We start from the raw sequence: 26,805 nt of genomic DNA, 5'->3' as shown, positions 1-26,805 counted from the left end.
GGCGTCAGGTAACCGGTTGAGTGGTGTACCAATGCGTGACAACGCGACAGGGCGCGCGGTCGCCGTGATCGTGCTGTTGGTAATCGTCGCCGCTTCGTTGCGCGGATATATCCCTGAGCATGGGCGCGCAGCGGCCCGCTCGGCGTCGAGCAGCCCGCTCAGCATGGTATTCGTCATAGCGCTTTTGACTGTGACCCTGGTGATCATCGCGATCGCACTCATAACCCGGTTGCAGGATCCACGCAAAATGGCAAGCAGCGTCGGCGCTCTGCCGGAGGCGCTCGGTGGTGGCAGAGGACGGCACAGCTGGCACGTGGTGCTGGTCGGGCTGGCGGCGCTGGTCGTGTGGCTTGTGACCGTGTGGGCGCTGACGCGACTGCTCGCCGGCCACGGCACCGTGCGGCTGGGGCCTCAGCCTCCGCAGCAGTCGAGCACGCCAAAGCCGCCCGCCGGCAACACCATCCCATCCGCACCGCAGCACGATGCTGCCGGTGACGCGGTGTTGGGTTACCTGGCCGCATCGGCGGGGACGCTTTTGGTGCTGCTTGCCGCGGTGACGACTGTCGGATTTCTCAGGCGGCGGCGGCCGGTGGCACCATCCACCGCGATCGACAGGTCGATCAAACCATCACCAAAAGGCTCCGAAAGTCTCGCTCGGGCAGCAGAAGTCGGCCTTACCGAGATTGGCGACCTCAGCCGCGAACCAAGGGAGGCCATCATCGCCTGCTATGCGGCGATGGAAGGCGAACTCGCGCGCGTTCCCGGTGCCGCCCCACAAACATTCGACACCCCAACAGAGGTGCTGGCCCGAGCCGTGGACCACCAAGCACTGCATGCTGACAACGCGGCCCGGCTCGTAGAACTGTTCGCCGAAGCGCGATTTAGCCCCCACGTGATGAACGAAAGCCACCGCCAGGCGGCTGTACGAGCGCTACAACTGGTGTTGACCGAGTTGCGGAGCGCCGCATGAAAAAGGTGGTGGCATCCGGTGTCCTCATCATTGTGGGGGTTGAAGTACTTGCCTTGCTGCTGCATGACCGACGGGTTGTGCTTTGGACATCGGGTGCCGCGGCCGCCATCGCCATGTTCCATGTCCGCTGGTTCATAGGCCGCGACATCGAACTATCACCAGCGGGGTCCGACTCCGATCTGTTCGGAGACTCGCTACGCAGCTGGCTGTCTCGAACTGAGACGATGATCCGGTGGTCGGAATCCACCCGATCGGACTGGGACCGCCACCTGCGTCCCGTTCTTGCCCGACGGTTTGAAATCGCCACCGGCCAACGGCAAGCCAGAGACGCCGCTGCATTCCACGCCACTGGCCGAATGCTTTTCGGCCCGGAACTGTGGGGTTGGGTGAACCCTGACAACATCGCACGTGCCGGGGCCCGGCAGCCCGGTCCGGGCCGGGCAACGCTAGAGGAAATTCTGCAACGCCTGGAGCAGATATGACGATGCCGGCCGCAACCACCACCGCGCACTGTGAAGCGGTGCTAGACGAAATCCAACGCGTTGTGGTGGGCAAGCGGGCCGCACTCACGCTCATCCTTACCACAGTCCTGGCGCGGGGGCACGTGCTCATCGAAGACCTTCCCGGCCTCGGCAAGACGCTGATTGCCCGATCCTTCGCCGCCGCACTCGGTCTGGCGTTCACGCGGGTACAGTTCACTCCCGACCTGCTGCCGGCCGACCTGCTCGGCTCGACGATCTACGACATGCAGTCCAGCCGCTTCGAGTTCCGACCTGGACCGATCTTCACCAATCTGCTGCTTGCCGATGAAATCAACCGAACCCCACCCAAAACACAGGCGGCGCTGCTGGAGGCAATGGCCGAGGGCCAAGTCAGCATCGACGGCGAAACCCACAAACTGCCAACACCATTCATCGTCTTGGCCACAGATAACCCCATCGAGTATGAAGGCACCTACCCGCTCCCTGAAGCGCAGCTGGACCGCTTCGCCATCCGCTTGGAGCTACGGTACCTTTCCGAATCCGACGAGGCGTCGATGCTGAGGCGCCGACTCGACCGCGGTTCGGCCGAGGCCACGGTGAATCAAGTTGTCGACGCGCACGACCTGATAGCAATGCGCGAATCCGTCGAACAGGTATCCGTGCATGACGACGTCCTCCACTATGTGGTGTCGCTAGCCAATGCCACCCGACACCATCCACAGGTCGCCGTCGGCGCCAGCCCGCGAGCCGAACTCGACCTGGTCCAGCTTTCTCGTGCCCGCGCACTGTTGTTAGGTCGCGACTTTGTGATACCTGAAGACGTCAAGGCGCTCGCAACTCCCGCCATGGCACACCGGATCACGCTGCGACCGGAAATGTGGGTGCGAAAGATACAAGGCTCCGACGTCATCGAAGAGCTGCTGCGACGGGTTCCGGTACCGCGCACGCGTGGGACGACGCAATGACCGCGCAAAACACGTGTGATGTCGAATTCCACTGGCGCGCATCGCCTCTGACGGTATCTATCGCCACTTGTAGTGCTGCGGCATTGGCGGCCGCAGTGATCGGCTCGCGCTGGCAGCTAATCGCGTTCGCCGCACCAATGCTGGGCGTGTTATGTTCCGTCACGTGGCAGACGCCGGTACCCAAGATAAGCGTACACGGCCAGCCCGGCAAACAGCGATGCTTCGAGTCCGAGCAGACCCAGCTAACCGTCTGGGTGACCGCTGAATCACCTTGTGAGACAGTGCAGCTCGATGTCTTGGCAATCGAAGGCATGCAACTTGAAGTTCTAGACAACACGTCCAGCCGACAAAAATCCGTTGCGGTGACAGCCAACCGCTGGGGCCGCTATCCGATCCGCGCATGCATTGACACGCTAGCGCGCGGTGGGTTGTTGACGGGCACGGCCACCGTTGACGCCGCCGAAGTAGTCGTCTTTCCGCTAGCGCCACCGCAATCGACCGCGATCCCACAGACGGAATTGCTTGATCGGCTGGGCACCCACCTGACACGTCACATCGGCTCCGGTGTCGAGTACGCCGACATCCGCGCTTATGTACCGGGCGATCAGCTGCGCACCATCAACTGGCCGGTGAGTGCGCGCCGCCGCAGATTGCATGTCACCCAACGCTTGACCGACCGGGCAGCGGATGTCGTTGTGTTGATCGACACGTATCCGCAGCCCGCGGGCGCGGCTACGGAGGCGACTGAGCGAATCGTGCGCGGCGCAGCTCAAGTGGTGCAGACGGCACTGCGCAGCGGTGACCGTGCCGGGATCGTCGCACTCGGCGGGCGCCAGCCACGATGGCTCGGTGCAGACATCGGGCAGCGGCAGTTCTATCGTGTGCTCGACACTGTGCTCGCCGCAGGTACTGGATTCGAAACGACCAGCGGCACCTTGGCACCGCGCGCGGCGATGCCTCCCGGCGCCATAGTCGTCGCATTTTCGACGATGCTCGACACGGAATTCGCGCTGGCGCTCATTGATTTGCGCAAACGTGGCCACGTCGTGGTCGCCGTCGATGTCTTGCAGGGAGCGCCGTTCCAGGATCTGAAAGACCCGCTGATCGCGCGTTTGTGGCAACTGCAGCGCTCCGCGATGTACCGCGACATGGCCACAGTCGGCGTTGACGTAGTGGCCTGGCGATCCGATCAGACTCTCGATCAATCGATGCGCGCGGTGCCCGACCACCGCCGCCCGGTCCAGGCGCGATGGCGATGATGATCATGGTGGACCGTGTCTTCTCAGCCGCGTTCGGACTGCTGATGGTGGCGGCAGCCGCTGCTGGAACCCAGGGGCCGGCTTTGGTGGTCGCGGTGGTCGCGGTGGTTGCGGTACTGGGCGGAACGGTTTTTCGGCCCGTAGCGACGCTTGCGGTGTTACTCACTGTGGTGGTTGCCGTTCTCACCGCGCCGTCATATGTGATGGTCGCGGTGTCCGGGCTGTCGGCGACGGCCTACCTACTGCTGCGATACGCAACTCGGCCGGCCACCGCTGCGATGATAGTGACGCCGCCGACAGTGATTGCTGCCCTGGGTTTTACGTTCGTGGGCTTGGCTGCAACGTCATTTCCCCTGCAGTTGCCGTGGCTGCCCGTTTTGGCGCCGCTGGCGGCGTTCGCCATCTATGTCTTGGCGACCCGGCCGTTCGTGCGATGACTCGCTGGCTGATAGGAAGATGTTTCACGCGGTCGCAAACGGATGCACCGGAAGCGTCAGCGGTAGATCCAGCGCACTGAGCAAGCCCGGCGCAGCATTGATGACATGCGGCACCGCATTCACAACCCGCATTGCCGTCGCCACCATCGCTCCCGCTCCCGCCTTCATCCCCGGGATTCCGACACGCTGCGAATCACGCAGCGAGACAGTGAGAGTACAGTCAATGTCCGGCTCACCCTCGACGACCACCCGGTAGGACAGGTCGCCCACACCCGTCGGCCAGTCCGGTGCGATGTCATGCGCTAGCCGGGTGACATGCTCGATGACGATGCGCTCGTGTCCGTCGATGACGCCGATCGCCTTCATCCGCACGGCCGCACAGGTTCCTGCCTCAACAGTTCCGAATGCGACATCCAACGTCCGATCCGTCGTTCTGCGATCGAAGTATTCACGGACCTCCTGCACCTCGGCGCCGAGCGCGTTTGCCACCCACCGGAGCTGACCCTGCCACTCTCCGGCGATAGCGCCCGGAAAACTCACGAACGGCCGAAAATCAAGCGGGCGGCCGAAGCCCAAGCCGTCCATCATGATGTCTGGCACTGCGTAGTCATCGTAGAGGCCGATCTCGTAGGCATGGATCGACTTGACCGAGTTGGACTGCGTCATGAGCACGAGTGGCAAATAGTCGGCTGCGAATCCGGGCTCGATTCCGGATGCGTATAGCGAAGCGCGCCCCTTTTCGGCGGCGACGGCAAGCTGGTCGCGCCATGTAGCTGGCTCGTAGGCAGCAGGATTGATCAGCCGCGTGGTGCTGGTGGTGACAACATTGATACCGGCCTCCAGGAGCCGGACGTAGTCGGGGATAGCTGCGGCGTCGCGCTCGGGTGCGCTGGCTGCGTAGACCACGCAATCCGGGTGCAGGCCGATCAGTGACTCGGCGTCATTTGTGGCGGTGACACCGACGGGTTGGCCGTCGGCGAGTTCACCGGCGTCCCTGCCTGCTTTGTCAGGTGAGTGGACCCAAACACCGACAAGTTCGAGGTCCGGCCGATGCCGAATCGCATGAATGGCGATAGAGCCGATTCCGCCCGTCGCCCACACGACCACCCGATAGGAACGTTGGGCCATACGATCCCCCTCGGATCGGGCACTCAATGAGCGTGACCCCGAAGCGTTAACCTAAACTTTGTTCCGCTGACCGTATCAGCAACTGATCTAGGTGGTCAATAGCCCATTGTGCCTTCAAACTGAACAAAAATTAGGTTAAAATTCCCGCATGGTTTCGCGGTAACCATGGCGTTGGGGCACCCTGACCAGAACGGCTACACCGATGTTCACGCTTAGGTTCGACATGCGGGCGCCAGAAAAAGGCGTTGAAGCCACTGACCTCTATGCAGCTGCTCTGGAGATGTGTGCCTGGGCCGAAAACCGCGGTGCAATAGCGGCTGTGCTCTCGGAGCATCACGGCACTGACGACAACCACCTGCCGTCACCGCTGATTCTTGCCTCGGCAATGGCGGCGCGGACCGAGCGGCTGGCGATAATTCTTGCCGCCGTGCCGATTCCGTTCTGGGATCCGGTGCGGCTCGCCGAAGAGATGGCAGTCTTGGACATCATCAGCAACGGGCGTGTCAGCTATGCCTTCGGAATCGGCCATCGCGTCGAGGAATACGAGCATTTTGGTGTGGACATGCGTCGGCGTGGCCGGCTTGCAGACGAGAAGCTGGCCTTGCTGCTCGAGCTGCTCAAGGGTGAGCCGGTGCGGCACAAGGGCCGCCGCATACGCGTCACACCACGTTGCGCCACCGAGGGCGGGCCATTGATCATGGTCGCCGGCGGCAGCGCAGCCGCCGTCGAGCGGGCGGCCAAGTACGGGCTCGGCTTCATTTCGCAGACAGACAGCCCTGCGCTACGCGAGCTTTACCAGGCCCGATGCCGGGTCTATGGACATGTTCCCGGATTTACGCAGTTTCCCGACAGTACCGCACCGACCACGGTGTTCGTCGCCGACGACGTGGATGATGCATGGAATGAGTTGGGGCCCTACCTACTGCATGATGCCCTGACCGCGGCAGCATATCGGCATGGCGACGATGGGGTGGCCAGTATTTCGCGCGCTCAGACTGTGCAGGAGTTGCGCGCCACCCAAGGGCCCTATCGCATTTACACCGTCGATGAAGCGACTGCGTATGTTCGTGGCGGTCGCAGCCTACCTTTGTTGCCGCTGTGCGGCGGGTTGCCGCCCGAGCTGGCTTGGCCATACCTCGAGCGAGCGGTGTCAGCAGTGGCGCGTGCACAAGGAAGCACCTGATAGTCAATCGCACGTCGAGGAGATGGCATGACCAACGATCCCATTCGCGTCGTTGTCTGGTCGACCGGGGGAGTCGGCTCGATCGCCATAGACGCGGTTTGGGGTCGACCCGACCTTCAGCTCGTCGGAGTATGGGTGCATACGCCGGAGAAGGTCGGGCGCGATGCCGGCGAGCTGGCTGGTGGCGCGGCGATCGGTGTCTTGGCGACCAATGATGCTGATGCGCTGATCGCGATGCAGCCAGACTGCGCGGTGTATGCGGCCAGCGGGCCGCAGCGCGACGCCGGCGCGATACCCGACTATCTGCGGCTGCTCGAGGCTGGAATCAACGTGGTGTCAACCACGTCAACAAGTCTCGTCTACCCGTCGGCATACTTCGCGCCCGAATGGCGGGACCAGCTCGAGCAAGCGGCGAAGTCCGGAAACGCCTCATTCTACGCATCCGGAATTTTTCCCGGCTTCGGTTCTGACCAGCTCGCGCTGGTGTTGGCGACCCAGTCGAAAATGATTCGCACCGTCAAGGCGACCGAGGTGGCACTCAACGACCACTACCCGGTCGCCAGCGTCATGATGGACGGGATGGGGTTCGGCCGGCCGCTTGATTTCGAACCGATGTTAAAGACGCCCGGCTTCATCGAAATGGCGTGGGGCGCACCTATTCACCTGATCGCTGACGGGCTGGGAGTAAAGGTGGCCTACATTCGGGGGTCACTGGATCGCCGGCCCACTGACCGCGACATCGACGTCGCCTTCGGGACGATTAAAGCCGGGACGTGCGGTGCTGTCTGCACCCGGGCCGCGGGGGTGGTCGAGGGCCGTGAAGCGATCGTGATCGAGCACATCATCCGAATGGCCCGCGACGTCGCACCGGACTGGTTGAGCTCTGAGCACGACGCCACTTACCGCGTCGACATTGAGGGCGACCCGGACATCCACTGCGCCATGACGCTCGGCGACGTTGAAAGCCGTGCGGCAGGGCGCGCCGCGATGACGGCTACCGCGATGCGTGTTGTCAATGCGATTCCCTACGTGGTGCAAGCACCCGCTGGGCTGCTAAGTTCGCTCGATTTGCCGCTCACATTGCCCCGCCATGCATCCGACGGACGGTGAGTCCGTATTCGCTGCGGTCGCGGACGAGCGGCGCCGGATCGCGGCGTTGCTGGATGACTTGGACGATGTGCAGCTGTCGGCGCCAAGTTTGTGCGCGGGCTGGGACATCAAGACGGTTGGCGCACATCTGGTCAGCGTGTGCACCGACAGCTTCTGGACGTTTTCGGTAACGGCTCTGCGACGCCGGAGCCTCGATCGGGCGATCGACGAGATGGCACGACGGCGAGCGCAGTCGCCGGCCGCCGAGATTGCTGCCATGCTGCGCCGTATCGCCGATCGCCGGGTCAGCCCACCGGTATTCGGGCCGCTCGGCCCGCTGGCCGACATCTTGGTGCATAGTGGCGACATCAGGATCCCGCTCGGTCTGAACTTCAATCCAGACCCAAAACGCGCGGCACTCGCGCTTGATTTCCTGACAAAGCCGTGGCGGCTTGGCTTCGTGCCAGCGGGCTTGCTGCGCGGGATTTCCTTGCACCCCATCGACATTGACCGGACGTGGGGCAGCGGAGCGCAAATCCGGGGACCGGTGGCGGCTTTGATGATGGCCGCCTGTGGCCGCAGCGCATTGCTTGATTTGCTCGACGGGCCGGGGGTGCAACGACTCCAGGACCGCCTCACGGGCAGGTAATCGCTACGTCAGCGACACCCGCCCCATGATGAGGTCGATGATCGGCTTGCCGGGCGCGTAGGAGCCGGTCAGTGATGACATCACGTGGCCGTTGTCGACCAGAAGCGTGACCCCGCTGATACCACAGGCGGCATCGCTGTTGAGAAACACCATCGCATTGGCCATCTGCTGCGGAGTGTGAATCTCGCAGCCGGTGGCGTCCCGGTAGTCTTGTGCGAAGGTCAGCCAGAGGTCGGCGTTGGCCCGGGCGAGCGGCGTGTCTGTCGGACCGGGGCAGATCGCGTTGATGCGCACCCCCTTGGCCATGAAGGGATAAGCCTTCGTCGCCACGTAGGCGTTGATCGCCTGTTTGCTAAAACCGTAATGGATGATCCCTTCCGGTTCATGAGCCTTGACCCAGGCGTCGGCTGATTCGTAGTCAGGTGTCGCGAGGAACTCCTGCAGCCGCGGCAGATCGCTTTCCCAGCCGATCCCGCCCACCGATGAGATGAAGCAGACTGCCGAACCGCGCGGAAGCCGGCCATCGTCCAGCAGGGTCTCGATGAGATGCCGGTGGCCGATGAAGTTAATCCGCATCAGCTTTGGCCCGTCCGCGACGCCGGCGGCCGAAAAGATGGCGTGGATCGGTCCGTCGACCTGCTCAAGAGCGGTGTCGATCGACGCCCGGTCGGCCAGGTCCACCGACACGGTTTGCGCGACCTCGCGGGTTATCGGCGCGTAGTCCATCGCGACCACCTCGGCGCCGAGTTCCGCTGCGGTCTGAGCTGCGGCAGCACCCATGCCGGTGGCGCCGCCGACGACGAGCACCCGCTTGCCGTCGTATCGGAACTGGTCGATGGCCGTCATGGCTCTCCTCTCCTAGGCCGGTGCAGAAGCACTACAGCACTCTACGTGGAACATATATTTGGTTTCAATAGGCGGGCGTCTCAATGCTCAGCTGGCGCGTTCGGCGACTCCGCGCACCACCGTGTCACGGGCAAGCCTCAATGCCGCCTGGTTTCCCTCCGTCCGAACAATGTTCTCAGGCATCCACAGAACATCCATGACGCACCGCGACAGCATTTCGAGTGAGGGGCTGTCTACGCGGATGTCTTTCGACCGAATCCCCTCCGACAGCAGTGATTTGAGTTGCCTCAGTCGCGTGGTGAACATCAGGCCCGGGTTAGGAGTGTCTGGAGGGGACTGGCGCATCCATGCCAGCTGAATCTTCCACTCGTCCGGGAATCGGTCTAGCGCATTGATATTGACCCAGGTGAGTGCATCGAGCTTTTCGATAGGCGTCGCATCGGCACGTAGAACACTGGCGAACCCCCCGCCCGCCTTGTTGCCAAACGACTCCATGATCGACGCGAGCAGTTCGTCTTTGGAACCGATGAGCCGGTAGACCGTGCCGGTGCCGAGGCCCGCGGCCGAAGCGATGTCCCTAATGGTGGTGACTTCATAGCCTTTGCGGCCAAACTCGGCTCGTGCGACAGCGCGCACATAGGCAGCCTTGTCGTTGGGGTTCGACCTAGCCTCATCGGCCCACGTTTCGATGGCCTGCTCTGCGGCTGCAAACGCTTTGGAGCGGTTCAATTCCTCATCGCCGTACGGCCGGCTTGCCAGGCCTTGCAACATGATCCGGCACAACAATTCGGCGGCCTGGTCGGCGGCAGCGGTATGCCGGATCACGTCGAGGCCGACATGCAGGATTGACTGGCAGATCCGGTCTGCCAGGGTAGGCAGATCGATATCGGCTCTGATGTAGCCGCTCCATTTACCGGCCCGCAAGGTCTGCAGCATTGCCTCCTGGACCGCCGTCGGCGGCTGCCGCAGCAACGCAACGAGCTCCCGATTTGCGCTCGGCGCCTCATAGAAGGACATCTGCAAAGCCGCGCGATGCTGAACGGCGCACCGTGCGATTGCCGATCCCAGTTCGATGATCTTTTCCGAGACCGGCCGGGAACCTGGTTCATCTAACCTGTCATGAGCGAGTTCGCCGATACGCTCCAGGTCAGCGTGATAGCGCCGTACCAATTCGACCAGGATCGCCTCCTTGGACTCAAAGTGGTGGTAGAGGCTTCCCGGCAGAATGCCAGCTGCGTCGGCGATTTCCTGCAGGGACGTCCGCAAACCCGAAGACGCGATCAACGAAGCTGCGGTCTGCAGGATTTCCGTGCGCCGCGTCCCGTCGTCGTAGGCCCCTCCGGCGTTCGTAGGTGGCGGTATCACGCGAGTACGCCCGGCCCGGCCAGCCGGTACCGCTGGCTTACCGTCGCGGCCTTCCAGACGGGCCGGTCTTGCGGAGGCGGCAGCCCGGGCCGGTTGCTGAAGCCCCACAACACCTCCACGGCTCCGGATGGTTCTCGTCTGGGTAGATGGCGACCCAACTTTTGGTTCTTACGCTACCAGAGGGTAACCGTGCGCTGCGCATGCCGAACGGGCGCCGCGCGCAGCTCAGATGGACGCACCATCCCAGCCATCGAGGGCGACCACCTCCTCGAGTGGCCGTCGCGTTGCCGGCCGAAACGTCTTTCCCTGACGCAGACGCCCGACCGGGAGCAGGCACCCCTGTACGTAACCGTCCGGGATGCTGAGCAGTTCGCGGATGGCGGCCTCGTGGTGGAGGTGCAGCGTTGTCACACAGGTCCCGTAGCCCCGGGTGTGTAGCGCAAGCTGGAAATTCCACACCGCCGGGAAGATCGAACCGTACAGGGTCGCCAGGTGGAACGACTCGTCGCCGTCGATGCGCGGCAAGTATGGCTCGTAGCAGGGGATTACGAGCAGCGGCACCCTGGCCAGGTTCTCGACGAGCCACTCGGTCGACGACATCAGGCGTCCGCCAGGGGTGTCGGCGGGGACCAACCCGGCAATCATCTGGCCACCGACTCTTAACAGATACGCGTCGCGATACAGCGCGGCGATCTGCTCGCGCAGCCTGGGCTCACTGACCACGAGCCAGCGCCACGACTGTTGGTTGGAGCCGTTGGCAGCCTGCAATCCGATGCGGAGGCAGTCACGGATGTCGCCGAGGTCGACGGGCGCGTCCACATCAAGCGACTTGCGTGCCGACCGGGTGGCAGTTAGCAAATAGTCGACATCCATGCGCCGACGGTCAGCTCGACGACGGCAGCTTCGCGGCCAGATCCAGCACTGTCACGGTCTCGGTTCCGGTCTTCTTGAGCCGGGCCGAGGATCGGTACCCCAGGTCGACGTCCTTGGCCTGTGCCCGCAAAGCGCCAACGGTTGCCTGATCGCGTGGTATGTGCTTGAACAGGTCAAACGAAAAAAGCCGGATGGCGTTCTCGTGGGTGATCTTGTTGACCTCGTCGTCGGGCACCCCGTTGAGGTAGATGGCCAGCGTCTCCGGCGCGACCGGCCAGGTCGAATCGGAATGCGGGTAGTCGCATTCCCAGGTGATCATGTCGATGTTGAGTTTGTGACGGCTCTCGATGCCGAAGCTGTCGTCGATGAAGCAGGTGATGATCCGCTCGTTGAACACGTCGCTGGGCAGTTTGTCGCCGAAGTCTTGATGCGTCCAGGCCCGATGCATCTTGTAGACGCGGTCGATGCGCTCCAGGAAGTACGGAATCCACCCGATCCCGCCCTCGGACAGCGCGAACTTCAGGTCGGGGAACTTGCGCAGGACCGGCGACCACACCAGATCGGCGGCGGCGTTGACGATGCTCATCGGCTGCAGCGTGATCATCGTGTCGACGGGTGCCTCGATCGAGGTGATCACCACCGACGACGACGAGCCGATGTGCAGGCACACGACTGTGTTCTCGTCGTTGCAGGCCTGCCAGAACGGATCCCAATGGGAATTGTGCAAAGAAGGGTACCCGAGCTTCTCCGGGTTCTCGGAGAACGTCACCGCATGGCAGCCCTTCTTGGCTACCCGCCGCACCTCCTCGGCCATCAAGTGGGGATCCCAAATCGGAGGCAGTGCAAGCGGAATCATGCGCCCGGGGTAAGTACCACACCACTCGTCGATGTGCCAGTCGTTGTAGGCGCGCAGCACCGCCAGACCGAGGTCCTTGTCCTGAGCGCGGGCGAAGTATTGACCGCAGAACTGCGGGTAGGACGGGAAGTTCATCGCGGCGACGACGCCGTTGGCGTTCATGTCGCGGATCCGTTCGTGGATGTTGTAGCAGCCCTCGCGGATTTCGCTGAGTTTGGTTGGCTCGGCGCCGTACTCGTCCGGTGGGCGGCCCGCGACGGCGTTGAGCCCGACGTTGGTGGCTTCTTGACCCTCGAATACCCAGGCGTCGGTCCCGTCGGCCCGCTTGACCAGCTTCGGTACGTCGTTTTTGTACTTGTCGGGGATGTGACCCTCGAACATGTCGGGAGGTTCCACAAGGTGGTCGTCCACGGAAACCAGGATGAAGTCGTCCATTTTCATCGTGATACTCCTTGTGCGTCCGACGATCGCGACTCTACTGTGGAACAGATATTTGGTCAACAACGAAGGGTTGCGGACATGGGCGCCGTCATCATGCTTGGCACGCTATCCGGATTGGTCGTCCTGATATTCGGGCTGGTACACCATTTCGACCCGGAGGCACGTCGCGCTTCGAGCGGCAACCACGACCGATGAGCGCCGAGCTGACCCCTTTGCTCACGGCGTCCCTGGCCTTCGCCTACGTCGGGGGCATCGCGTTCGTGGCGGTCGGCGCCTACCTCAGCTACCGGCGGCGGCGATTGCACCCACTTCTACTCATGTGCATCTGCGCCATCTCCTTCTCCTGGATCGAGGCGCCCTACGACTGGGCGATGTATGCGCAGTTTGCCCCTGCTCTTCCCCGGATGCCGTCGTGGTGGCCGTTGAACATGACGTGGGGCGGGCTGCCGTCGTCGGTACCCATCGGCTACATCCCCTACTTCGTGCTGCCCGCCGTGATCGGCGCGGCGCTCGGGCGGCGGTTGAGCGCGAAGTTCCACTGGCCCAGACCGACCACACTGCTTAGCGTCGGGCTTGCCGTCGGCTTCTGCTGGGCCTTCCTCTTCAACGCGATCGTGGGAGCCCGGCTCGGCGTCTTCCATTACGGGTACGTGATTCCCGGCCTGGGGCTGTGGCAGGGGACCAGCCACCAGTACCCCGTCTACGACTCCCTGGCGATGGGCGTGCAGATGATGGTCTTCACCTACCTTCTCGGCCGCACAGATTCCGAAGGCCGGAACGTCATCGAGATGTGGGCCGAGAAGAGGTCGACGAGCCGTTTTCGGTCGTCGATGCTGTCCATCATCGCGGTCGTCGTCGTCGGAAACGTTCTCTACGGCGCCGTCTTCGCACCGCATTTGGTAACCAAGCTGGCGGGGTGGGTGACCGCGGGCCCGACGGTCGCGCTGTTTCCGGGTGTTCCTAACCAACCCCGGTAAGGCCCACCATCTTCCGCAGGGATACCCGGCGAGCCGCTCAAAACTGGCCGCAATTAGGTGAAGTGGGTTCTCCGTTGAAGCGGGCGGCGATCCATTGCATGGCCGGTTCACCATCGACGAGCATCGGCAGTGCGTGATTGACGACGAGTTTGTTGAGGAACGGTGGCTCCTCGTTGGTGCGGAACTCCACATCGGCACCCTGGGCGCACCAGTCGCGGCCCAACTGATTGGCCGCGGTCCATGGCACCAACGGGTCGTAGCGGTTGCTGTTGATCAGCACCGGAGCGTTGGGCTTGTAGCGTCCGACGCGCTGCTCATCCAGAAGGCTGCTGAACGGCTCCTCGTTGATGACCTGCCAGACGTCTTCGGTGAAGTACGGCTGCAGGTGGCGGAAGGCGAAATCGAGGATCGTTTGTCCGACACACTGGCGTGAGACCGATTCGAGCATGGCTTGACCGCGCGGGGTCAGCTTCGAGCGGATCGCGTCGGCGTGTTCGGGATAAGCGGCGATCGCGCCGTTGATTGCGTAGCCGACCACCCCGACCAGTGCGCTACCGTCGGCGTAGGGCAGCAGTTCCTTGAGGTCGGCCACGGGGGCGCCGGCATAGGTGCCCACGATGTGGAGTTCAGGCGCGTACGACGACGCCAGCTCGGCGGCCGATGCCGCCGCCCCGCCGCCCTGCGAGTAACCCCAGAACGCCACGGGGCCATGCGGATCCAGCGACGTTCCCGGCAGCCGCATGGCTGCGCGGGCGGCATCGAGGGCGGCCTGGCCCTCGGCGACGCGATCCACATAGGTGTGCATCGGCGGCGTACCGAGCCCCTCGTAGTCGGTCATCACGATCGCGAACCCGCGGGCGACCATGGTGGCGACGAAGAGTTCCTCGTAGTTGAACATGATGTCCCAGCCGCCGGAATAGTGGATTCCCTGGTTGAACATCCGCGACGGTGCACATTGATTTCCTTGTCCCTGGGTCCCGGGCGCGTAGCTGATCAGGGGCCGTGGCCCCGTGCCCGGCCACGGGTTGTCGGGTTCGAAGTAGGTACCGGTGACCGCGATCGGGTTGCCCCGCGTATCGGTGCTTCGATACATGATCCGGGTACCGCTCGCCACGATCGCGCCCAGCTGGCCCGACGGCTCGAGCACCAGCCGCGACGGCTCCGTGCGGATCACATCGCCCGGATGGCCGGGCGGCAGAGGGTCCGGCGGTGTGTAGAACTCCTGGTACCGCGGTTCATCGCCATCCGCACGCGCCGATGCCACACATGGGCCGATACTGCCGACCCACACGAGCACAATTGCAGCCAGGCCAAGAACTGACGTGACAACTGACAAACATTGCGCACGATCGATTGTGGCTCTGCCGACGCCGAGTCCACCAAATCTGGCCGCACCGCCTCGGGCGATGCCAGCGTAGTGGCTCTGACGGGCCTTGCGCTTGCTCGCCGGCAAACCACGCCCCTCTCAGCGTTGCAGTCGCCCTGCCGGTACGAAATGCTGTGCAGGTGCTTAACACGGCTGCTTCCCCGCGTCAATACTGAGCTATGCACTGATCCCGAGCCGCTCGCAGACTGCGAAAACTTCCTCGAAGATCGATGCCGGCACCGTAAACGGCTCCGTCGCGCATATTTTGGGCAGGTGAGCGGCGACGTCCTCGACAGTCGGGCTGCTGCCCGGCTCGGCGAGCCAGCCATCGCCGAGACCGACGAATATCCGCGCAAAGCGGCCCGCGCAGGCCGAGAAATTGTGATGACTGAGTTCGCATGCCCGGCTGGCCAGGAAGACGACGATCGGCACGACCAGCTCCGGCTGTATTGCCTTCAAAAAGCCCAGTTCCTCAAGGATTTTCGGATCGCCGACCGTTTCGGTAACCATCCGCGAAAACCCAAACGGCAGAACTGCGTTGGCCAAGATTCCGTGCTGGGCGCCTTCGATCGCGATGACGTTGGTCAGCCCGACCAGCCCTGCTTTGGCCGCGGCATAGTGAGCCTCCAGCGGCTGGCCGAACATCCCTGCGGACGACGAGATGAACACAAACCGGCCGTAACCCTGGTTCTTCATCACCCGGTATGCGGGCTGGCTCAAGTAGAAACCGCCGTCCAAGTGCACACTTAGCATGCGGCGCCAGTCTTCATGGGACAGCTCCTCGAACGGAATGCTGGTGAAGATGCCGGCGTTGCTCACCACTGCGTCGAGCCGCCCGAACCGGTCGACGGCAGCGCCTACGATTGCCGCGCCGCCTTCCGGGCTGTCGACGGAGTCATGCGATGCCACCGCGGTGCCACCGGCGCGCTGGATCTCGTCGACGACCTGGTCGGCGACCCTGGTATCCGCACCGTCACCGTGCATGCTGCCGCCCAGATCGTTTACCACTACTGCGGCACCGCGCCGCGCGAATTCGATTGCGTAGAGGCGGCCAAGGCCTCGCCCCCCGCCGGTGACGATAACAACCTGGCCGGTGAAGTCGATCACTGGTTGCTCCTTGCCGATCGGCGCACGAGCTGTGCGCCGACCTGTTCCAGGTATCGGTCGGGTCCGCCGAGAAAGGAATGCCAGCCCAGCAGGCGCTTGAGGTAGAGGTGGGCGTGGTGCTCCCACGTGTAGCCGATGCCGCCGAAGACCTGGATCGCGACATCGCCGACGCTCGCCAGCCGACCCGCGAATGCCTTGGCACGCAGCGCAGATACGTGGCGCTCGTGCGAGCCCGCGCGGTCAGCTGCCCAAAGTGCATACATCACACCGCCACGTGCCAGCTCCACCGTCTCGTACATGTCGACGCAGAGGTGCTGGACAGCCTGGAAAGCGCCAATGGGCTGGCCGAATTGCTTTCTTACTTTGGCATACTCGATAGCAGAATCCATGACCGCGCGCGCGGCACCCAGGGCGTCGGCTGCTGCGGCGACGAGCACGTCATCGATGAGCGCGGTGAGTGCATCCGGTGCGACGGCGGCGAGGCGCTGCGCGGGCGCATCATCGAGTATCACTCGAAACTGTTTGCGGGTCTGGTCAATACCGGGCTGTTGCGTAACAACGAGACCGTTCGAGGAGGTTTCGACTGCGAAAAGCGCTGGGCCGTCGGCGTCGTCGGCGACGATCAAAAGCACGTCTGCCGCAGCCGCATCCGGCAGGAGGTTAATCGCCCCGCTTAGCACGGTTGCGTCGCTTGATACAGCGGCTTTCGGCCGGGCGCGGTTGAGGTCCAACGGGCCCGCCGTGGCGATCATCGATCCGTCGGCGATCCCGGTAAACAGCCTGGCTGCGTTATCGCCGGCGCCGAAACGGCTCAGCGCACGCGTCGCGGCAACGGCGGTCGACAGCCACGGCCCGGGGTAGAGCGCCGCACCGAGCTCTTCCAGGACAATGCCGGCTTCCACCATCGTCATCCCGGCGCCGCCGTAGTCTTGCGGGACCAAAAGCCCGGTGGTTCCAAGGCCGGCGAGGCCGTGCCAGGCGGCCAAGTTCACCCCCGTTGGATCATCCAGCAGCGGACGTACGTGGCCGGCAATGGTTGCCTTTTCGACCAAGAAGCGCCGCACCGTGTCACGCAGTGCCAGCTGCTCGTCGTTGAATTCCAAGTTCATCGCGGAAGCCCCAGCACTCGTTGCGCCGTGATGTTCTTGTTGATCTGTGTGGTACCACCGGCAATCGTCAGCGAACGGGAAGCCAGTCGACGCCGCGCCCAGCGGCCCTCGGCGCCGTTAGGGCCCAGCAGGTCGAAGGCCACAGCGGCGAGGTCTTGTCCAAGCTCACCCCAGACCGTCTTGGCCAGGCTGGCCGACCCGAAAGCGTCGCCGCCGTGCAACATCGCCGAGATCGACCGCTGGCAGAGCACTTCAAGGTACTTGATGCGCACGGCCAGCTCGCCGAGGCGGCGCAGCGTGGCCGGGTCTTGCAGGGCCGGCCGGTCGTTGACCTCAACGCCGTCCAAATCGGAAACCAGATCCTCCAGCTGTACTTGCAAGCCGGCGTACAGGCGCGCCGCGCCGGCGCGTTCATGGCTGAGCGTTGTCGTCGCGACCTGCCAACCCTGGTTCAGCGGTCCGAGCAGGGCATCCACCGGGACTCGCACATCGTTGAAGAACAGCTCGGCGAATTCGGTCTCGCCGTTGAGGGTGACCAGGGGCCGTGCCTCGATTCCCGGCAATGTCATGTCGACGATCAGACACGAAATCCCTTTGTGCTTCGGGGCTTTCGGGTCAGTGCGCGCGTACAGCTGGCACCAGCGAGCCCGATGCCCAAGGGAGGTCCAGATTTTCTGGCCGCTGACCACGAAATACTCGCCGTCCCGCACCGCTCGGGTGCGTAGCGACGCCAGGTCGGAGCCGGCTTCCGGCTCGGACATGCCCTGGCACCAGATGTCGTCTGCCCGGACCATGCGGGGAAGCAGCGTGCGCTTCTGTTGCTCGGTTCCGTACTGCATGATCGCCGGCGCTATGTTGTTGATCCCGATTACGTTGAGCGGAAGCGGCGCCCGAGCACGGGTCGTCTCTTCGGCGTACACCAGCTGCTCGAGCACCGTCGCGCCGCGACCGCCGTAGTCCGGTGGCCAGGAAACGGCGGCCCAGCCCGCGTCGGCCATGGTTGCGTTCCACGCACGAAGCGTCTCGAACGTGTCGTCGTCCTGGCCGCTACGTTGGCCGGCGGCCACAACGGCATCAGACAGGTTTGCGGCCAGCCACGCCCGTAATTCCTTGCGGAACTGCTCCACCTCCGGTGGATAGGAGAAATCCACGGTGTCCTATCGGGCTCACGCGATTGACTGCAGGCAAGCCCAAACTCTACGGTGGAACAGATATTTGGTCAACTGATGTCGAATCCTCGGGAAAGAGATCGTTGAGCACAGAACAAGCCGAAGGTCTGCGCCGCCTTGGCCTATTGGCCTCGGCGCTGGCGGGTCGCACCTTAGAGGTCGCCGCGGGGGCTCCCGGTGAACGGGCGTGGACCGACGGCCGCATCATCTTTTTGGATCCTGACGCTGACACCGATGGCCAGCTTCAGGCACTGGCTGTGCAGGCATCCCTGCTGGCCGCCGGAAGTCTCGACCTGACGGTGATACGTAGGCTCGCTCGCCGGCCCGCACTGGCCAGTCGATACCTGGCGGTCGAGGGCTTTCGGGCGCTGGCGGCGAACGAGAACCTGCTCCCGCCGGTCGTTCGTGTGCTCCTCGACGGCGAGGTCGCGCCGCGCACCGATTCCGCCGCCGCGTCCTTGGCCGTGGCACTGAGCCGGGAGGCACTCGCCGAGCCACCGGCTGTATTCGGAGCGATCCGCGCACGAAAACTATTGGCATCAAAGGATCGCGATCGCAAATCGCGATCGGCGAGCGAGCATGTCGCGCGCCGGCAGCCAGACCGGGGCCTGGCTGAACTCGACGACGACAACGCCGTCGACGGCGCCGATGTCTGGTCAAGTCCGGTCGGCGGGCGTGGTGGGCTCGGCCGGCTGCTCCAGCAAATGCTCGGTGTAGTGCGCCGACTCGGTGAGAGCGGCCCACCGGGGGCGGACGCACCCACGCACCTGCGCCGCTTTAGCCCGCGACACGGAGGCAGCGCCGTCGTATCGAAGCCAATGGTGGCGGCGTCGGGCGGAATTGTCGGGGAGGCTGGCGGCACAACGTATCCCGAATGGGATGTTTACCGGCGCGGTTACCGGCCGAACTGGTGCACCGTGCACGAGGTGTCACCGCCGACAGGTGACGTATCAGCGGCGCTGTGGAGCAGTAGAAACTTGCTCCGGCCGCTGGCCCGTCTCGGCCTGGGGCTTGATCGCTATCGCCGGCAAGCCCAGGGAGACGACATCGACATCGACGCCGCGGTCGAGGAGCGCGTGGAGCTGCTGGCGCGCTCCGCACCTGATGAAGCTGTCTATCTAGACAACCTTCGCCGTCGACGCGACGTTGCCGTGCTGTTACTGCTCGACGTGTCGGGTTCGGCCGCAGAGCCCGGCGCAAGCGGACAGACGGTTCACGCGCAGCAGCGCGCGGCCGCGGCCGCGCTCACGTCTGCCCTGCACGATCTGGGAGATCGAGTGGCGCTCTACGCCTTTCACTCACAAGGACGTGCGGCAGTGCATCTCATTCCGGTGAAACGCTTCGACGACGACCTCGACGCTGCGGCAATGCGGCGACTTGGTGGCCTGGTTCCGGGTGCGTACTCGAGGCTGGGCGCGGCGATTCGGCATGGTGCTGCCGTGCTCGAAAATCGCGCCGGCACGCCGCGGCGACTGTTGGTCGTGATATCCGACGGATTGGCCTACGACCACGGTTATGAACGCAGCTATGGCGCTGCCGATGCCCGCCGCGCGCTGGCCGAGGCGCGCTATCGGGGTATCGGATGCCTTTGTCTCACTGTTGGCGCCGGCACCAATGTCGACGACCTCAGACGCGTCTTCGGCAGCGCCGCGCACGCCACGATTCCCAGGCCCGAGCAGCTAAGCCGAGTGATCGGCCCACTATTGCGCTCGGCGCTCGGCTCCGCTGAGCTGCGACGGCGGGTGGCGTGAGAAAAATGCGTGGGACCCGGCCTTACTACGTGCCGCTCGGCGACGAAGAACAGGTTTTCAAAGCCGCTTACCGCCAGGGGCTTTCGATCATGCTCAAAGGGCCGACCGGGTGCGGCAAGACCCGCTTCGTACAAGCCATGGCCCACGACCTGGACCGCCCGCTCATCACGGTTGCGTGCCACGACGACCTGACCACCGCTGATCTGGTGGGACGGTTTCTGCTGCGCGGCGGCGATACCGAATGGGTCGACGGTCCGTTGACGCGCGCTGTGCGCGAGGGTGCTATCTGCTACCTCGATGAGGTCGTCGAAGCCCGCCAGGACACCACCGTTGTGCTTCACCCGCTGGCCGATCATCGCCGGCAACTGCCGATCGAACGGCTTGGTGTCACGCTGGAAGCCCATCCCGGCTTTTGCCTGGTGGTGTCGTACAACCCCGGCTATCAGAGCATTCTGAAGGACCTCAAGGACTCGACCCGGCAACGAATGGTCGCCATCGAATTCGGTTTCCCGGCACCTGAGGTTGAGGAGAAGATCGTGGCGCATGAGTCCGGCATCGATCACGACAAGGCGGTGCAACTGGTGCGGCTGGGTCACGCGATCCGCCGGCTGGAAATTGCGGGCCTGCGCGAGGTGGCTTCGACGCGGGTGCTTGTGGCGGCCGGCCAGCTCATCGCCGAAGGGCTGAGTCCGCGCGAGGCTGCACGTGCCGCGGTCGCCGGACCGCTCACCGACGACTCGGCGGTGACGAGCGGTCTGCTGGAGATGATCGATGTCTACCTGACCGACGAATCGAGGTAGCGACGATTGACGGTGGCGACGCCCGCCATTAGGGTCAGAACAAATATTAGGTCAAGTACCGCGGACACAGCTGGTTCCCGCTGAGACCGTCAGCTACGGAGGTCAGATGTCTTACGAGAGCACCGCCGAGCCGATCAAGATCGGCTATCTGATGGACTTTCGGTTGCCAGACGGCTATCCGCAGGAGATGCGCGACGACCTCTCCCGGCCGTTCGAGCTGGTGTTCGACGACGGTCTGAAGCAGGGCATCATCGACCGACCGATCGAAATTGTGTATCGAGAGGTCGAAGGATTGCCGAAGGGAACAGTCAAGGCGGTGATCGACGCCTTTGGTGAGCTGGTCGACGAAGGATGCCTCGTCGTGTTCGGACCGCACATCACGGACAACTGTGTGCCCACCCGAGAGGCAATCGAGCAGCGTTTCCACGTTCCGGCAATCGCCGTGACCGGTACCGACGATTGGCTGGGCGAATGGACCTTCTCGTTTCCGCAGGGATCGATGACCGACGAGCCGATCTTCTGGTCGGACCTTCTCGCCAAGGGCGGCCATAGCGAAATCGGGGTGCTCGTCGAGCGGTCGCTAGTCGGTGAGAGTTATCTGAAAAATCTTCGGAAGGCTTGTCAGCGCAAGGGCATTCGAATCGTAGCTGAGGCACCGATTGCTCAGACGGCGCAGGACATCGAGGCGGCCGTGCGTGTGCTGCACGAGGCGAAGGCGCAAGCCATCGTGCACTGCGGATTCGGCTTCGGCATCGTCTTTATCAATCCCGCCCTGCAGGCTCTTAACTGGGATCCGCCGCGGTTCACCAGCACCGCATTTCAGAATGCGTGGATCAACCCGATCTTGTGGAATGCGTTTACCGGCTGGACGGGCATCGATCAATACGACGAAAACAACCGCGTGGGGCAGCGCTTTCTGGACCAGTACGAGCAGGCCTACGGTCGGCGACCCCAATACTGCGTACCGGTAGTGAACCGCGACGTCGCAACCACACTGCTGCACGCGTTTATTGACGCACATCCGTTGAGCCCGCGAGGTGTCAAGGAAGCGCTGGAGCGGGTGAAAATGCTCCCGGCAGCGTCTGGCGCACCCGGGACAAGGGTCTCGTTCGGGCAGTGGACGCACCGAGCGTGGATGGGCGCGGGCTATCTGGTCGCCAGAACGCTGGATCCTGATGGCGTCAATTCGCATCTGGTTGACCGCTTCGGTGAGGAGTGAAGATGGCTACAGAACAGACGACGCCGCCCAGCGATACTGCAAGCGCCACAACGCAACAGCGTTCCTGGGTCACCGTCACGTGGATCGCCGCCGGCCTCGCCGTGCTCTGCGTGGTGGCGTACTACGCGCGCACCGGGGCTGTCTCCACGCGAATCCGCAACCCCAACGTTACCGGGGTGCCGCGGCCCGTCGAGCCGCTGTTCGGCTACAGCCATTGGCTCGGGCTGCTGCAAATCTTCACCATCGTCGCGATGCTGGCAATCATCGCGGCCTACGTGGTGGCATGGCGGCGACATCCGCGTCACCCTGTGCTACTGATGGGGATCGTCACGACGTTGATCGTCTGGCAAGACCCGATCATGAACTGGGCGCCCTACGCGGTTTACAACCCGCAGCTGTGGCACTGGCCCGAGGATTGGCCGTTGGTGTCGTTATCGCCCACGGTAGAGCCATTCCTGGTGATCGGCTACATCATGTTCTACCTGGGCCCGTACTTCCCGGCCATCTGGATTCTGCGCAAGATTCAGGGCCGTCGGCCCGTCGATTCGTTCGTGTGGCGTCACCCGCTGATCAGCCTGGCCGCGATCATCTTGCCGATAGGGATCGTGTTCGACGCGCTGCTGGAGACCACACTGGTGCGGACCGGGATGTACATCTACTCCCAAGTTATTCCGTTCGGCTCGGTATTTGCCGGCAAGACATACCAATTCCCATTCATCTGGGAGACGGTAATGGTGACGTTCGTGATGATCCCGGCCGGTGTGCTGCTGTATCGCGACGACACCGGTCGCACGGTTGCCGAAAAGCTTGCCCAACGGGTCCGCATTTTCACCGGCCGGCCCGCGCTCGGCATGTTCGTCGTGATGTTTGTCATCATCAACATCGCATACTTCGGCTACGGCACCGGATTCGCGATCATCAAGTGGACCCGCACCGCCACCTCGGTGGCCTGCCCATGGCCTTATCCGGAAGCCAAAGTCTATGACCCGCAAGGGTTTTATGAGAAGGCGGGCGCACCCGGCCCTTACTCGGTGGGCATCTGGTCGACGTGGATGAGCGCGCAGCCACACGGCAGGCCGCAGGTGGAGCCGCCGGTCGGCGGCGGTCCTTGTGGGCCCGGCCATGGATGAAGCCCGCACTGCCGTCATCACCGGAGCATCGCGAGGGCTGGGCTTTGCGTCCGCAACCGAGCTCTACCGGCAGGGCTGGCGGGTCGTGGCGGCGATGCGATCGCCCGACGCTGGACTGGACAAGCTGCGAGCGGCGACCGCCGCCCGCGACCCTGACCATCGGCTGATCGGTGTGCGTCTCGACCTGACCGATGCCGCATCGGTCGCTAGCGCCGCCAAGGCAATCGAGGAAGCGGTGGGAGCACCGCATGTGCTGGTGCACAACGCTGGAATATCGGCGGCCGGGATGGTCGAGGAAACACCGATCGAGTTGTGGCAGCGAATGTTCGCCACCCACGTTTTCGGACCGGTGTTGTTGACGCAAGCATTGCTGCCACCGATGCGGGCCGCGGGCCGCGGCCGCATAGTGGTCGTCTCGAGTCAGGGCGGCGTTCGCGGCATGCCGTCGATCGGTGCCTACTCCGCCGCAAAGGGCGCCCTGGAGCGGTGGGCCGAATCGCTTGCCGGCGAAATCGCGCCGTTCGGGCTGGGGGTTACCGTCGTGGTGGCCGGTACCTTCGACACCGACATCATCACTGATGCCGGCACCTTCGACCACCGTGACTTCGAGGGCCCGTACGCCGCGCACCATCCCAGCATCGACCGGCGGGGCCGCCTCGCGATGCGGGTGCTCGCCCGCCCGCCGGAACGCTTCGCGCGACGGCTCGCGAACGTTCTCGACGAGCAGGCACCGTTTGCGCGTCACGCCATTGGCATCGATGCCCGCATGTTGCTGGTTGCCAATCGGCTGCTTTCCAGTAAGGCTCTCCATAGGGTGACTCGTCTGGCGATGGGTCTCCCACGTTCCGGCGCTTTGCGCAACGTTCCACAAGAGAGAGAGCACCATGGCTGACACACCAAAAGTCCGCTTCGAGTCGCGAATGTTGATCGACGGTAAGCTCGTCGAGGGCGAAGCCGGCACATTCACCAACATCAACCCAGCCACCGAAGAGGTGCTCGGCGAAGTCGCCGACGCGTCGAAGGCCGACATGCACCGCGCCATCGACGCTGCGCGTCGGGCCTTTGACGAAACCGACTGGTCGACTAGCCCCGGCTTCCGCAAAGCCTGCCTTGAGCAATTGCAGGAAGCGCTGGAGGCCGAAAAGGAAGCGCTGCGCGAGGAGCTCATAGCAGAAGCCGGCTGCCCCCGCGCCATTACCTTCGGTCCACAGCTGGATGCGCCGCTTGCCGATGCGCTCAAGTACCCGATCAGACTGATCGACGAATACCCGTGGGAGGTTGACCTAGGGAACGCGCTGGTCGCGGTGACCGGGCAGATGACCACCCGCAAGGTGTGGCGCGAACCCGTCGGTGTGGTAGGCGCGATCGTGCCGTGGAATTTCCCGTTCGAAGTCAGCATCCACAAGCTTGCTCAAGCGCTCGCCACCGGCAACACCGTGGTGCTCAAACCGGCACCCGACACCCCGTACAACGCGACCCGGCTCGGGCGCCTGATCGCTGAATGCACCGACATCCCGGCCGGGGTAGTCAACGTCGTCACCGCCGCTGATCATCTGGTCGGCGAAGAGCTCACGCTGTCGCCCAAGGTTGATCTGATCTCCTTCACCGGGTCGACCGCGGTCGGGCAGCGGATCATGGAAAAGGGCGCGGCGACCATGAAGCGGCTGTTCCTCGAGCTTGGCGGCAAGTCGGCCACCGTCGTCTTGGAGGACGCTGATTTCGCAACGGCATGCGCGATCGGGATTGCGCCGTGCATGCACGCCGGCCAAGGATGTGCCAACCCGACGCGACTATTGCTGCCCCGATCTCGCTACGACGAGGGCGTAGCGATCCTCAAGGCGATGTATGAAAACGTATCGCCGGGTGATCCGCAGGATCCCGCGACCCTGTGCGGCCCGGTGATTTCGGACAAGCAGCGCAAGCGGGTGCTCGGTTACATCCAAAAGGGCATCGACGAGGGCGCCACCTGCCTGGTGGGCGGCACCGAGCCGCCAGCCGGGTTCGACAAGGGATTTTGGGTCAGGCCGACGCTTTTCGTCGACGTGGACAACTCGATGACGATCGCACAGGAGGAGATTTTCGGCCCGGTGCTGGCCGTCATTCCATTCGACGACGAAGAGGACGCGATCCGCATCGCTAACGACAGCCGATACGGGCTGGCCGGCAACGTGATGTCGGGCTCGGTGGAACACTCGCTGGCGGTGGCGCGGCGGCTGCGGGCCGGGTTCATCGGTGTGCAAGGCGCAGCACCCTACGGGGCCGATACGCCGTTCGGCGGTTATAAGTACAGCGGCATCGGCCGCCAGAACGGCACGGCAGGGTTCGACCAATACACGGAGATCAAGTCAATCGGCTACCCCGCCAGCTGAAGGAGAGAGACCACAGTGGACCTGTTCGACGATCTCGAAGACTTCGGCAAGTTCGACGATGTGGTGTCCGGCGACGTCCGCGACCCCTACACCGGCCTGGCCCAGATGCGGCGGGAACAACCGGTGCAGCGGCTCGACACGTCAACGATGCCGCACGAGGAGTCCAAGCCCGTCTTCATGGTGTATCGCCACGAAGAAGTCCAGCAAATGTTGCGGGACAACGAGACGTTTTCATCGGCAATCATCATCGAGACGTTCGGCGATGCCTTAGGCAAGCACGTCATGCTCGGCATGGACGAGCCCGAGCACGGACGCCATCGCGCTCTTGTATCGAAAGCCTTTTCGCAGAAAGCTTTGGCGCGGTGGGAGCACGACCTCGTTGGACAGGTCGCACACCAGCTGATCGACCGATTCGCCGATCGAGGACGCGCTGATCTGAGAAGTGAATTCACCTTCCCGTACCCTACGCAGATCATTGCCAGCCTGCTTGGCTTGCCGCGCAAGGACTATCCTCAATTTCAGCGCTGGTCGGTCGCGCTGCTGAGTATCCTGTTCAATCGCGAACGCGGGCTTGCTGCATCAGAGGCGTTGCGGGAGTACTTCATTCCGATCCTCGCCGCCCGCAGGAAAGAACCCCGTGAGGACCTGATCAGCGGCCTCGCTCAGGCTGAGATCGACGGGGAAAGGCTCACCGACGAGGAGATCTTCTCATTTCTGCGGCTGCTGCTGCCGGCCGGTGTCGAGACCACGTACCGCTCACTTGGGAACCTGCTTTTTGCGCTGCTGTCCAATCCTGATCAGCTCGATGCCGTCCGCGCGGACCGGTCCCTGATTCCGCAGGCGATCGAGGAGGCGATCCGCTGGGAGCCTCCTCTGCTCACGATCACCCGGGTGGCGACCCGCGACACCGAGCTGGCGGGCGTGCCGATCCCGGCCGGCTCGGCGGTGATGCCCGTGCTGGGCGCGGCTAACCGGCAGGAGGACCGCTACCCCGACCCCGACCGCTTCGATATCTTCCGTCAGCCGCGGGCGCACATCGGCTTCGGCTACGGGGTGCACGTCTGTCTGGGAATGCACTTGGCGCGCTTGGAGATGCGGGTTGCGCTCAACCTATTGTTCGATCGTCTGCCCAATTTGCGCCTGGACCCCGACGGGGACGATCCACATATCCGGGGCCAGGTGTTTCGCTCGCCTACGTCGCTGCCGGTGCTGTTCGAAGCGGCCGCCGGTAGTTGACGTCATGTAGGGATTTCCGCAGTCCATGG

General features: G+C 63.7%; 25 protein-coding genes. 16 read left to right on the top strand and 9 right to left on the bottom strand.

The features are described from left to right. Nucleotides 1–31 precede the first annotated feature (31 nt). Genes MHEC_RS18005 through MHEC_RS17985 form a run of 5 tightly spaced genes read left to right on the top strand, consistent with a single transcriptional unit; the run spans nucleotide 32 to nucleotide 4,113 of the window. Nucleotides 32–970, top strand: coding sequence for a DUF4129 domain-containing protein (locus tag MHEC_RS18005; RefSeq protein ID WP_048891264.1), 939 nt, complete (start codon nucleotides 32–34; stop codon nucleotides 968–970). Further along, the gene (locus MHEC_RS18000) at nucleotides 967–1,452 is read left to right on the top strand and encodes a hypothetical protein (RefSeq protein ID WP_048891265.1); all 486 of its coding nucleotides are present in this window, start codon (nucleotides 967–969) and stop codon (nucleotides 1,450–1,452) included. Before MHEC_RS18005 ends, MHEC_RS18000 begins: the two co-directional genes overlap by 4 nt. Beyond that, a complete protein-coding gene (locus MHEC_RS17995; RefSeq protein ID WP_048891266.1) occupies nucleotides 1,449–2,417 on the top strand; it encodes an AAA family ATPase in 969 nt (322 codons plus the stop codon). The genes MHEC_RS18000 and MHEC_RS17995 overlap by 4 nt, the downstream gene beginning before the upstream one ends. After that, complete coding sequence (locus tag MHEC_RS17990; RefSeq protein ID WP_048891267.1) at nucleotides 2,414–3,676, top strand: DUF58 domain-containing protein; 1,263 nt, start codon at nucleotides 2,414–2,416, stop codon at nucleotides 3,674–3,676. The genes MHEC_RS17995 and MHEC_RS17990 overlap by 4 nt, the downstream gene beginning before the upstream one ends. Nucleotides 3,677–3,681: 5 nt before the next feature. Beyond that, nucleotides 3,682–4,113, top strand: a complete 432-nt coding sequence (locus MHEC_RS17985; RefSeq protein ID WP_236591538.1) for a hypothetical protein — start codon at nucleotides 3,682–3,684, stop codon at nucleotides 4,111–4,113. Nucleotides 4,114–4,137: 24 nt separating this feature from the next. Here the strand turns inward: MHEC_RS17985 and MHEC_RS17980 are convergent, their stop codons facing one another. Beyond that, the gene (locus tag MHEC_RS17980; protein WP_048891269.1) at nucleotides 4,138–5,241 is read right to left on the bottom strand and encodes an NAD(P)H-dependent amine dehydrogenase family protein; all 1,104 of its coding nucleotides are present in this window, start codon (nucleotides 5,239–5,241) and stop codon (nucleotides 4,138–4,140) included. A 202-nt stretch (nucleotides 5,242–5,443) separates the two neighbouring features. Between MHEC_RS17980 and MHEC_RS17975 the strand changes: the two genes are divergently transcribed. The 3 genes from MHEC_RS17975 to MHEC_RS17965 are packed head-to-tail and all read left to right on the top strand — an operon-like array spanning nucleotide 5,444 to nucleotide 8,162. After that, a complete protein-coding gene (locus MHEC_RS17975) occupies nucleotides 5,444–6,424 on the top strand; it encodes an LLM class flavin-dependent oxidoreductase (protein ID WP_048891270.1) in 981 nt (326 codons plus the stop codon). Nucleotides 6,425–6,451: 27 nt separating this feature from the next. Further along, nucleotides 6,452–7,534, top strand: a complete 1,083-nt coding sequence (locus tag MHEC_RS17970) for an NAD(P)H-dependent amine dehydrogenase family protein (RefSeq protein ID WP_048891271.1) — start codon at nucleotides 6,452–6,454, stop codon at nucleotides 7,532–7,534. Further along, nucleotides 7,515–8,162, top strand: a complete 648-nt coding sequence (locus MHEC_RS17965; RefSeq protein ID WP_048891272.1) for a maleylpyruvate isomerase family mycothiol-dependent enzyme — start codon at nucleotides 7,515–7,517, stop codon at nucleotides 8,160–8,162. Before MHEC_RS17970 ends, MHEC_RS17965 begins: the two co-directional genes overlap by 20 nt. A 3-nt stretch (nucleotides 8,163–8,165) precedes the next feature. Here the strand turns inward: MHEC_RS17965 and MHEC_RS17960 are convergent, their stop codons facing one another. From MHEC_RS17960 to MHEC_RS17945, 4 genes are all read right to left on the bottom strand, one after another. Next, nucleotides 8,166–9,008, bottom strand: coding sequence for an SDR family oxidoreductase (locus tag MHEC_RS17960; protein ID WP_048891273.1), 843 nt, complete (start codon nucleotides 9,006–9,008; stop codon nucleotides 8,166–8,168). A gap of 87 nt (nucleotides 9,009–9,095) precedes the next feature. Continuing rightward, complete coding sequence (locus tag MHEC_RS17955; RefSeq protein ID WP_172442168.1) at nucleotides 9,096–10,373, bottom strand: TetR/AcrR family transcriptional regulator; 1,278 nt, start codon at nucleotides 10,371–10,373, stop codon at nucleotides 9,096–9,098. 225 nt (nucleotides 10,374–10,598) lie between these two features. Then, the gene (locus MHEC_RS17950) at nucleotides 10,599–11,246 is read right to left on the bottom strand and encodes a nitroreductase family protein (RefSeq protein WP_048891274.1); all 648 of its coding nucleotides are present in this window, start codon (nucleotides 11,244–11,246) and stop codon (nucleotides 10,599–10,601) included. Nucleotides 11,247–11,256: 10 nt separating this feature from the next. After that, nucleotides 11,257–12,543, bottom strand: coding sequence for an amidohydrolase family protein (locus MHEC_RS17945; RefSeq protein ID WP_048891275.1), 1,287 nt, complete (start codon nucleotides 12,541–12,543; stop codon nucleotides 11,257–11,259). 191 nt (nucleotides 12,544–12,734) lie between these two features. On the opposite strand from MHEC_RS17945, the gene MHEC_RS17940 reads away from it, so the two are divergent. Then, nucleotides 12,735–13,520, top strand: coding sequence for a spirocyclase AveC family protein (locus tag MHEC_RS17940; protein ID WP_048891276.1), 786 nt, complete (start codon nucleotides 12,735–12,737; stop codon nucleotides 13,518–13,520). 37 nt (nucleotides 13,521–13,557) lie between these two features. Here the strand turns inward: MHEC_RS17940 and MHEC_RS17935 are convergent, their stop codons facing one another. The 4 genes from MHEC_RS17935 to MHEC_RS17920 form a co-directional block, all read right to left on the bottom strand. Then, nucleotides 13,558–14,829, bottom strand: a complete 1,272-nt coding sequence (locus MHEC_RS17935) for a lipase family protein (protein ID WP_162838783.1) — start codon at nucleotides 14,827–14,829, stop codon at nucleotides 13,558–13,560. A gap of 234 nt (nucleotides 14,830–15,063) precedes the next feature. Then, nucleotides 15,064–15,993: an SDR family NAD(P)-dependent oxidoreductase gene (locus tag MHEC_RS17930; RefSeq protein WP_048891277.1), complete on the bottom strand. Its 930-nt coding sequence runs from the start codon at nucleotides 15,991–15,993 to the stop codon at nucleotides 15,064–15,066. Next, on the bottom strand, nucleotides 15,990–17,102 hold the full coding sequence (locus MHEC_RS17925) for an acyl-CoA dehydrogenase family protein (RefSeq protein ID WP_048891278.1): 1,113 nt from the start codon (nucleotides 17,100–17,102) through the stop codon (nucleotides 15,990–15,992). Before MHEC_RS17925 ends, MHEC_RS17930 begins: the two co-directional genes overlap by 4 nt. Beyond that, on the bottom strand, nucleotides 17,099–18,253 hold the full coding sequence (locus tag MHEC_RS17920; protein WP_048891279.1) for an acyl-CoA dehydrogenase family protein: 1,155 nt from the start codon (nucleotides 18,251–18,253) through the stop codon (nucleotides 17,099–17,101). The genes MHEC_RS17925 and MHEC_RS17920 overlap by 4 nt, the downstream gene beginning before the upstream one ends. A 101-nt stretch (nucleotides 18,254–18,354) precedes the next feature. Between MHEC_RS17920 and MHEC_RS17915 the strand changes: the two genes are divergently transcribed. From MHEC_RS17915 to MHEC_RS17885, 7 genes are all read left to right on the top strand, one after another. Continuing rightward, nucleotides 18,355–20,022: a nitric oxide reductase activation protein NorD gene (locus MHEC_RS17915; RefSeq protein ID WP_082169849.1), complete on the top strand. Its 1,668-nt coding sequence runs from the start codon at nucleotides 18,355–18,357 to the stop codon at nucleotides 20,020–20,022. Between the two features lie 5 nt (nucleotides 20,023–20,027). Next, nucleotides 20,028–20,822 carry a CbbQ/NirQ/NorQ/GpvN family protein gene (locus MHEC_RS17910; RefSeq protein WP_048891280.1) on the top strand — a complete coding sequence of 265 codons (795 nt, stop codon included), beginning with the start codon at nucleotides 20,028–20,030 and terminating at the stop codon, nucleotides 20,820–20,822. A gap of 106 nt (nucleotides 20,823–20,928) precedes the next feature. Continuing rightward, nucleotides 20,929–22,041, top strand: coding sequence for an ABC transporter substrate-binding protein (locus MHEC_RS17905; RefSeq protein WP_048891281.1), 1,113 nt, complete (start codon nucleotides 20,929–20,931; stop codon nucleotides 22,039–22,041). 2 nt (nucleotides 22,042–22,043) lie between these two features. After that, nucleotides 22,044–23,171 carry a spirocyclase AveC family protein gene (locus MHEC_RS17900; protein WP_048891314.1) on the top strand — a complete coding sequence of 376 codons (1,128 nt, stop codon included), beginning with the start codon at nucleotides 22,044–22,046 and terminating at the stop codon, nucleotides 23,169–23,171. Next, nucleotides 23,164–24,063 (top strand): SDR family oxidoreductase, encoded by a 900-nt coding sequence (locus tag MHEC_RS17895; RefSeq protein ID WP_048891315.1) that lies wholly within the window; start codon nucleotides 23,164–23,166, stop codon nucleotides 24,061–24,063. The genes MHEC_RS17900 and MHEC_RS17895 overlap by 8 nt, the downstream gene beginning before the upstream one ends. Further along, complete coding sequence (locus MHEC_RS17890) at nucleotides 24,056–25,540, top strand: aldehyde dehydrogenase family protein (protein ID WP_048891282.1); 1,485 nt, start codon at nucleotides 24,056–24,058, stop codon at nucleotides 25,538–25,540. The genes MHEC_RS17895 and MHEC_RS17890 overlap by 8 nt, the downstream gene beginning before the upstream one ends. Before the next feature lie 15 nt (nucleotides 25,541–25,555). Then, nucleotides 25,556–26,776, top strand: coding sequence for a cytochrome P450 (locus MHEC_RS17885; protein WP_048891283.1), 1,221 nt, complete (start codon nucleotides 25,556–25,558; stop codon nucleotides 26,774–26,776). The last annotated feature ends 29 nt before the right edge of the window (nucleotides 26,777–26,805 follow it).

Source organism: Mycobacterium heckeshornense (genome assembly GCF_016592155.1).
In the GTDB taxonomy this organism is placed as follows: domain Bacteria; phylum Actinomycetota; class Actinomycetes; order Mycobacteriales; family Mycobacteriaceae; genus Mycobacterium; species Mycobacterium heckeshornense.
Note: the sequence above shows the minus strand (reverse complement) of the source record. Positions and strands in the feature narration are given on the sequence as shown.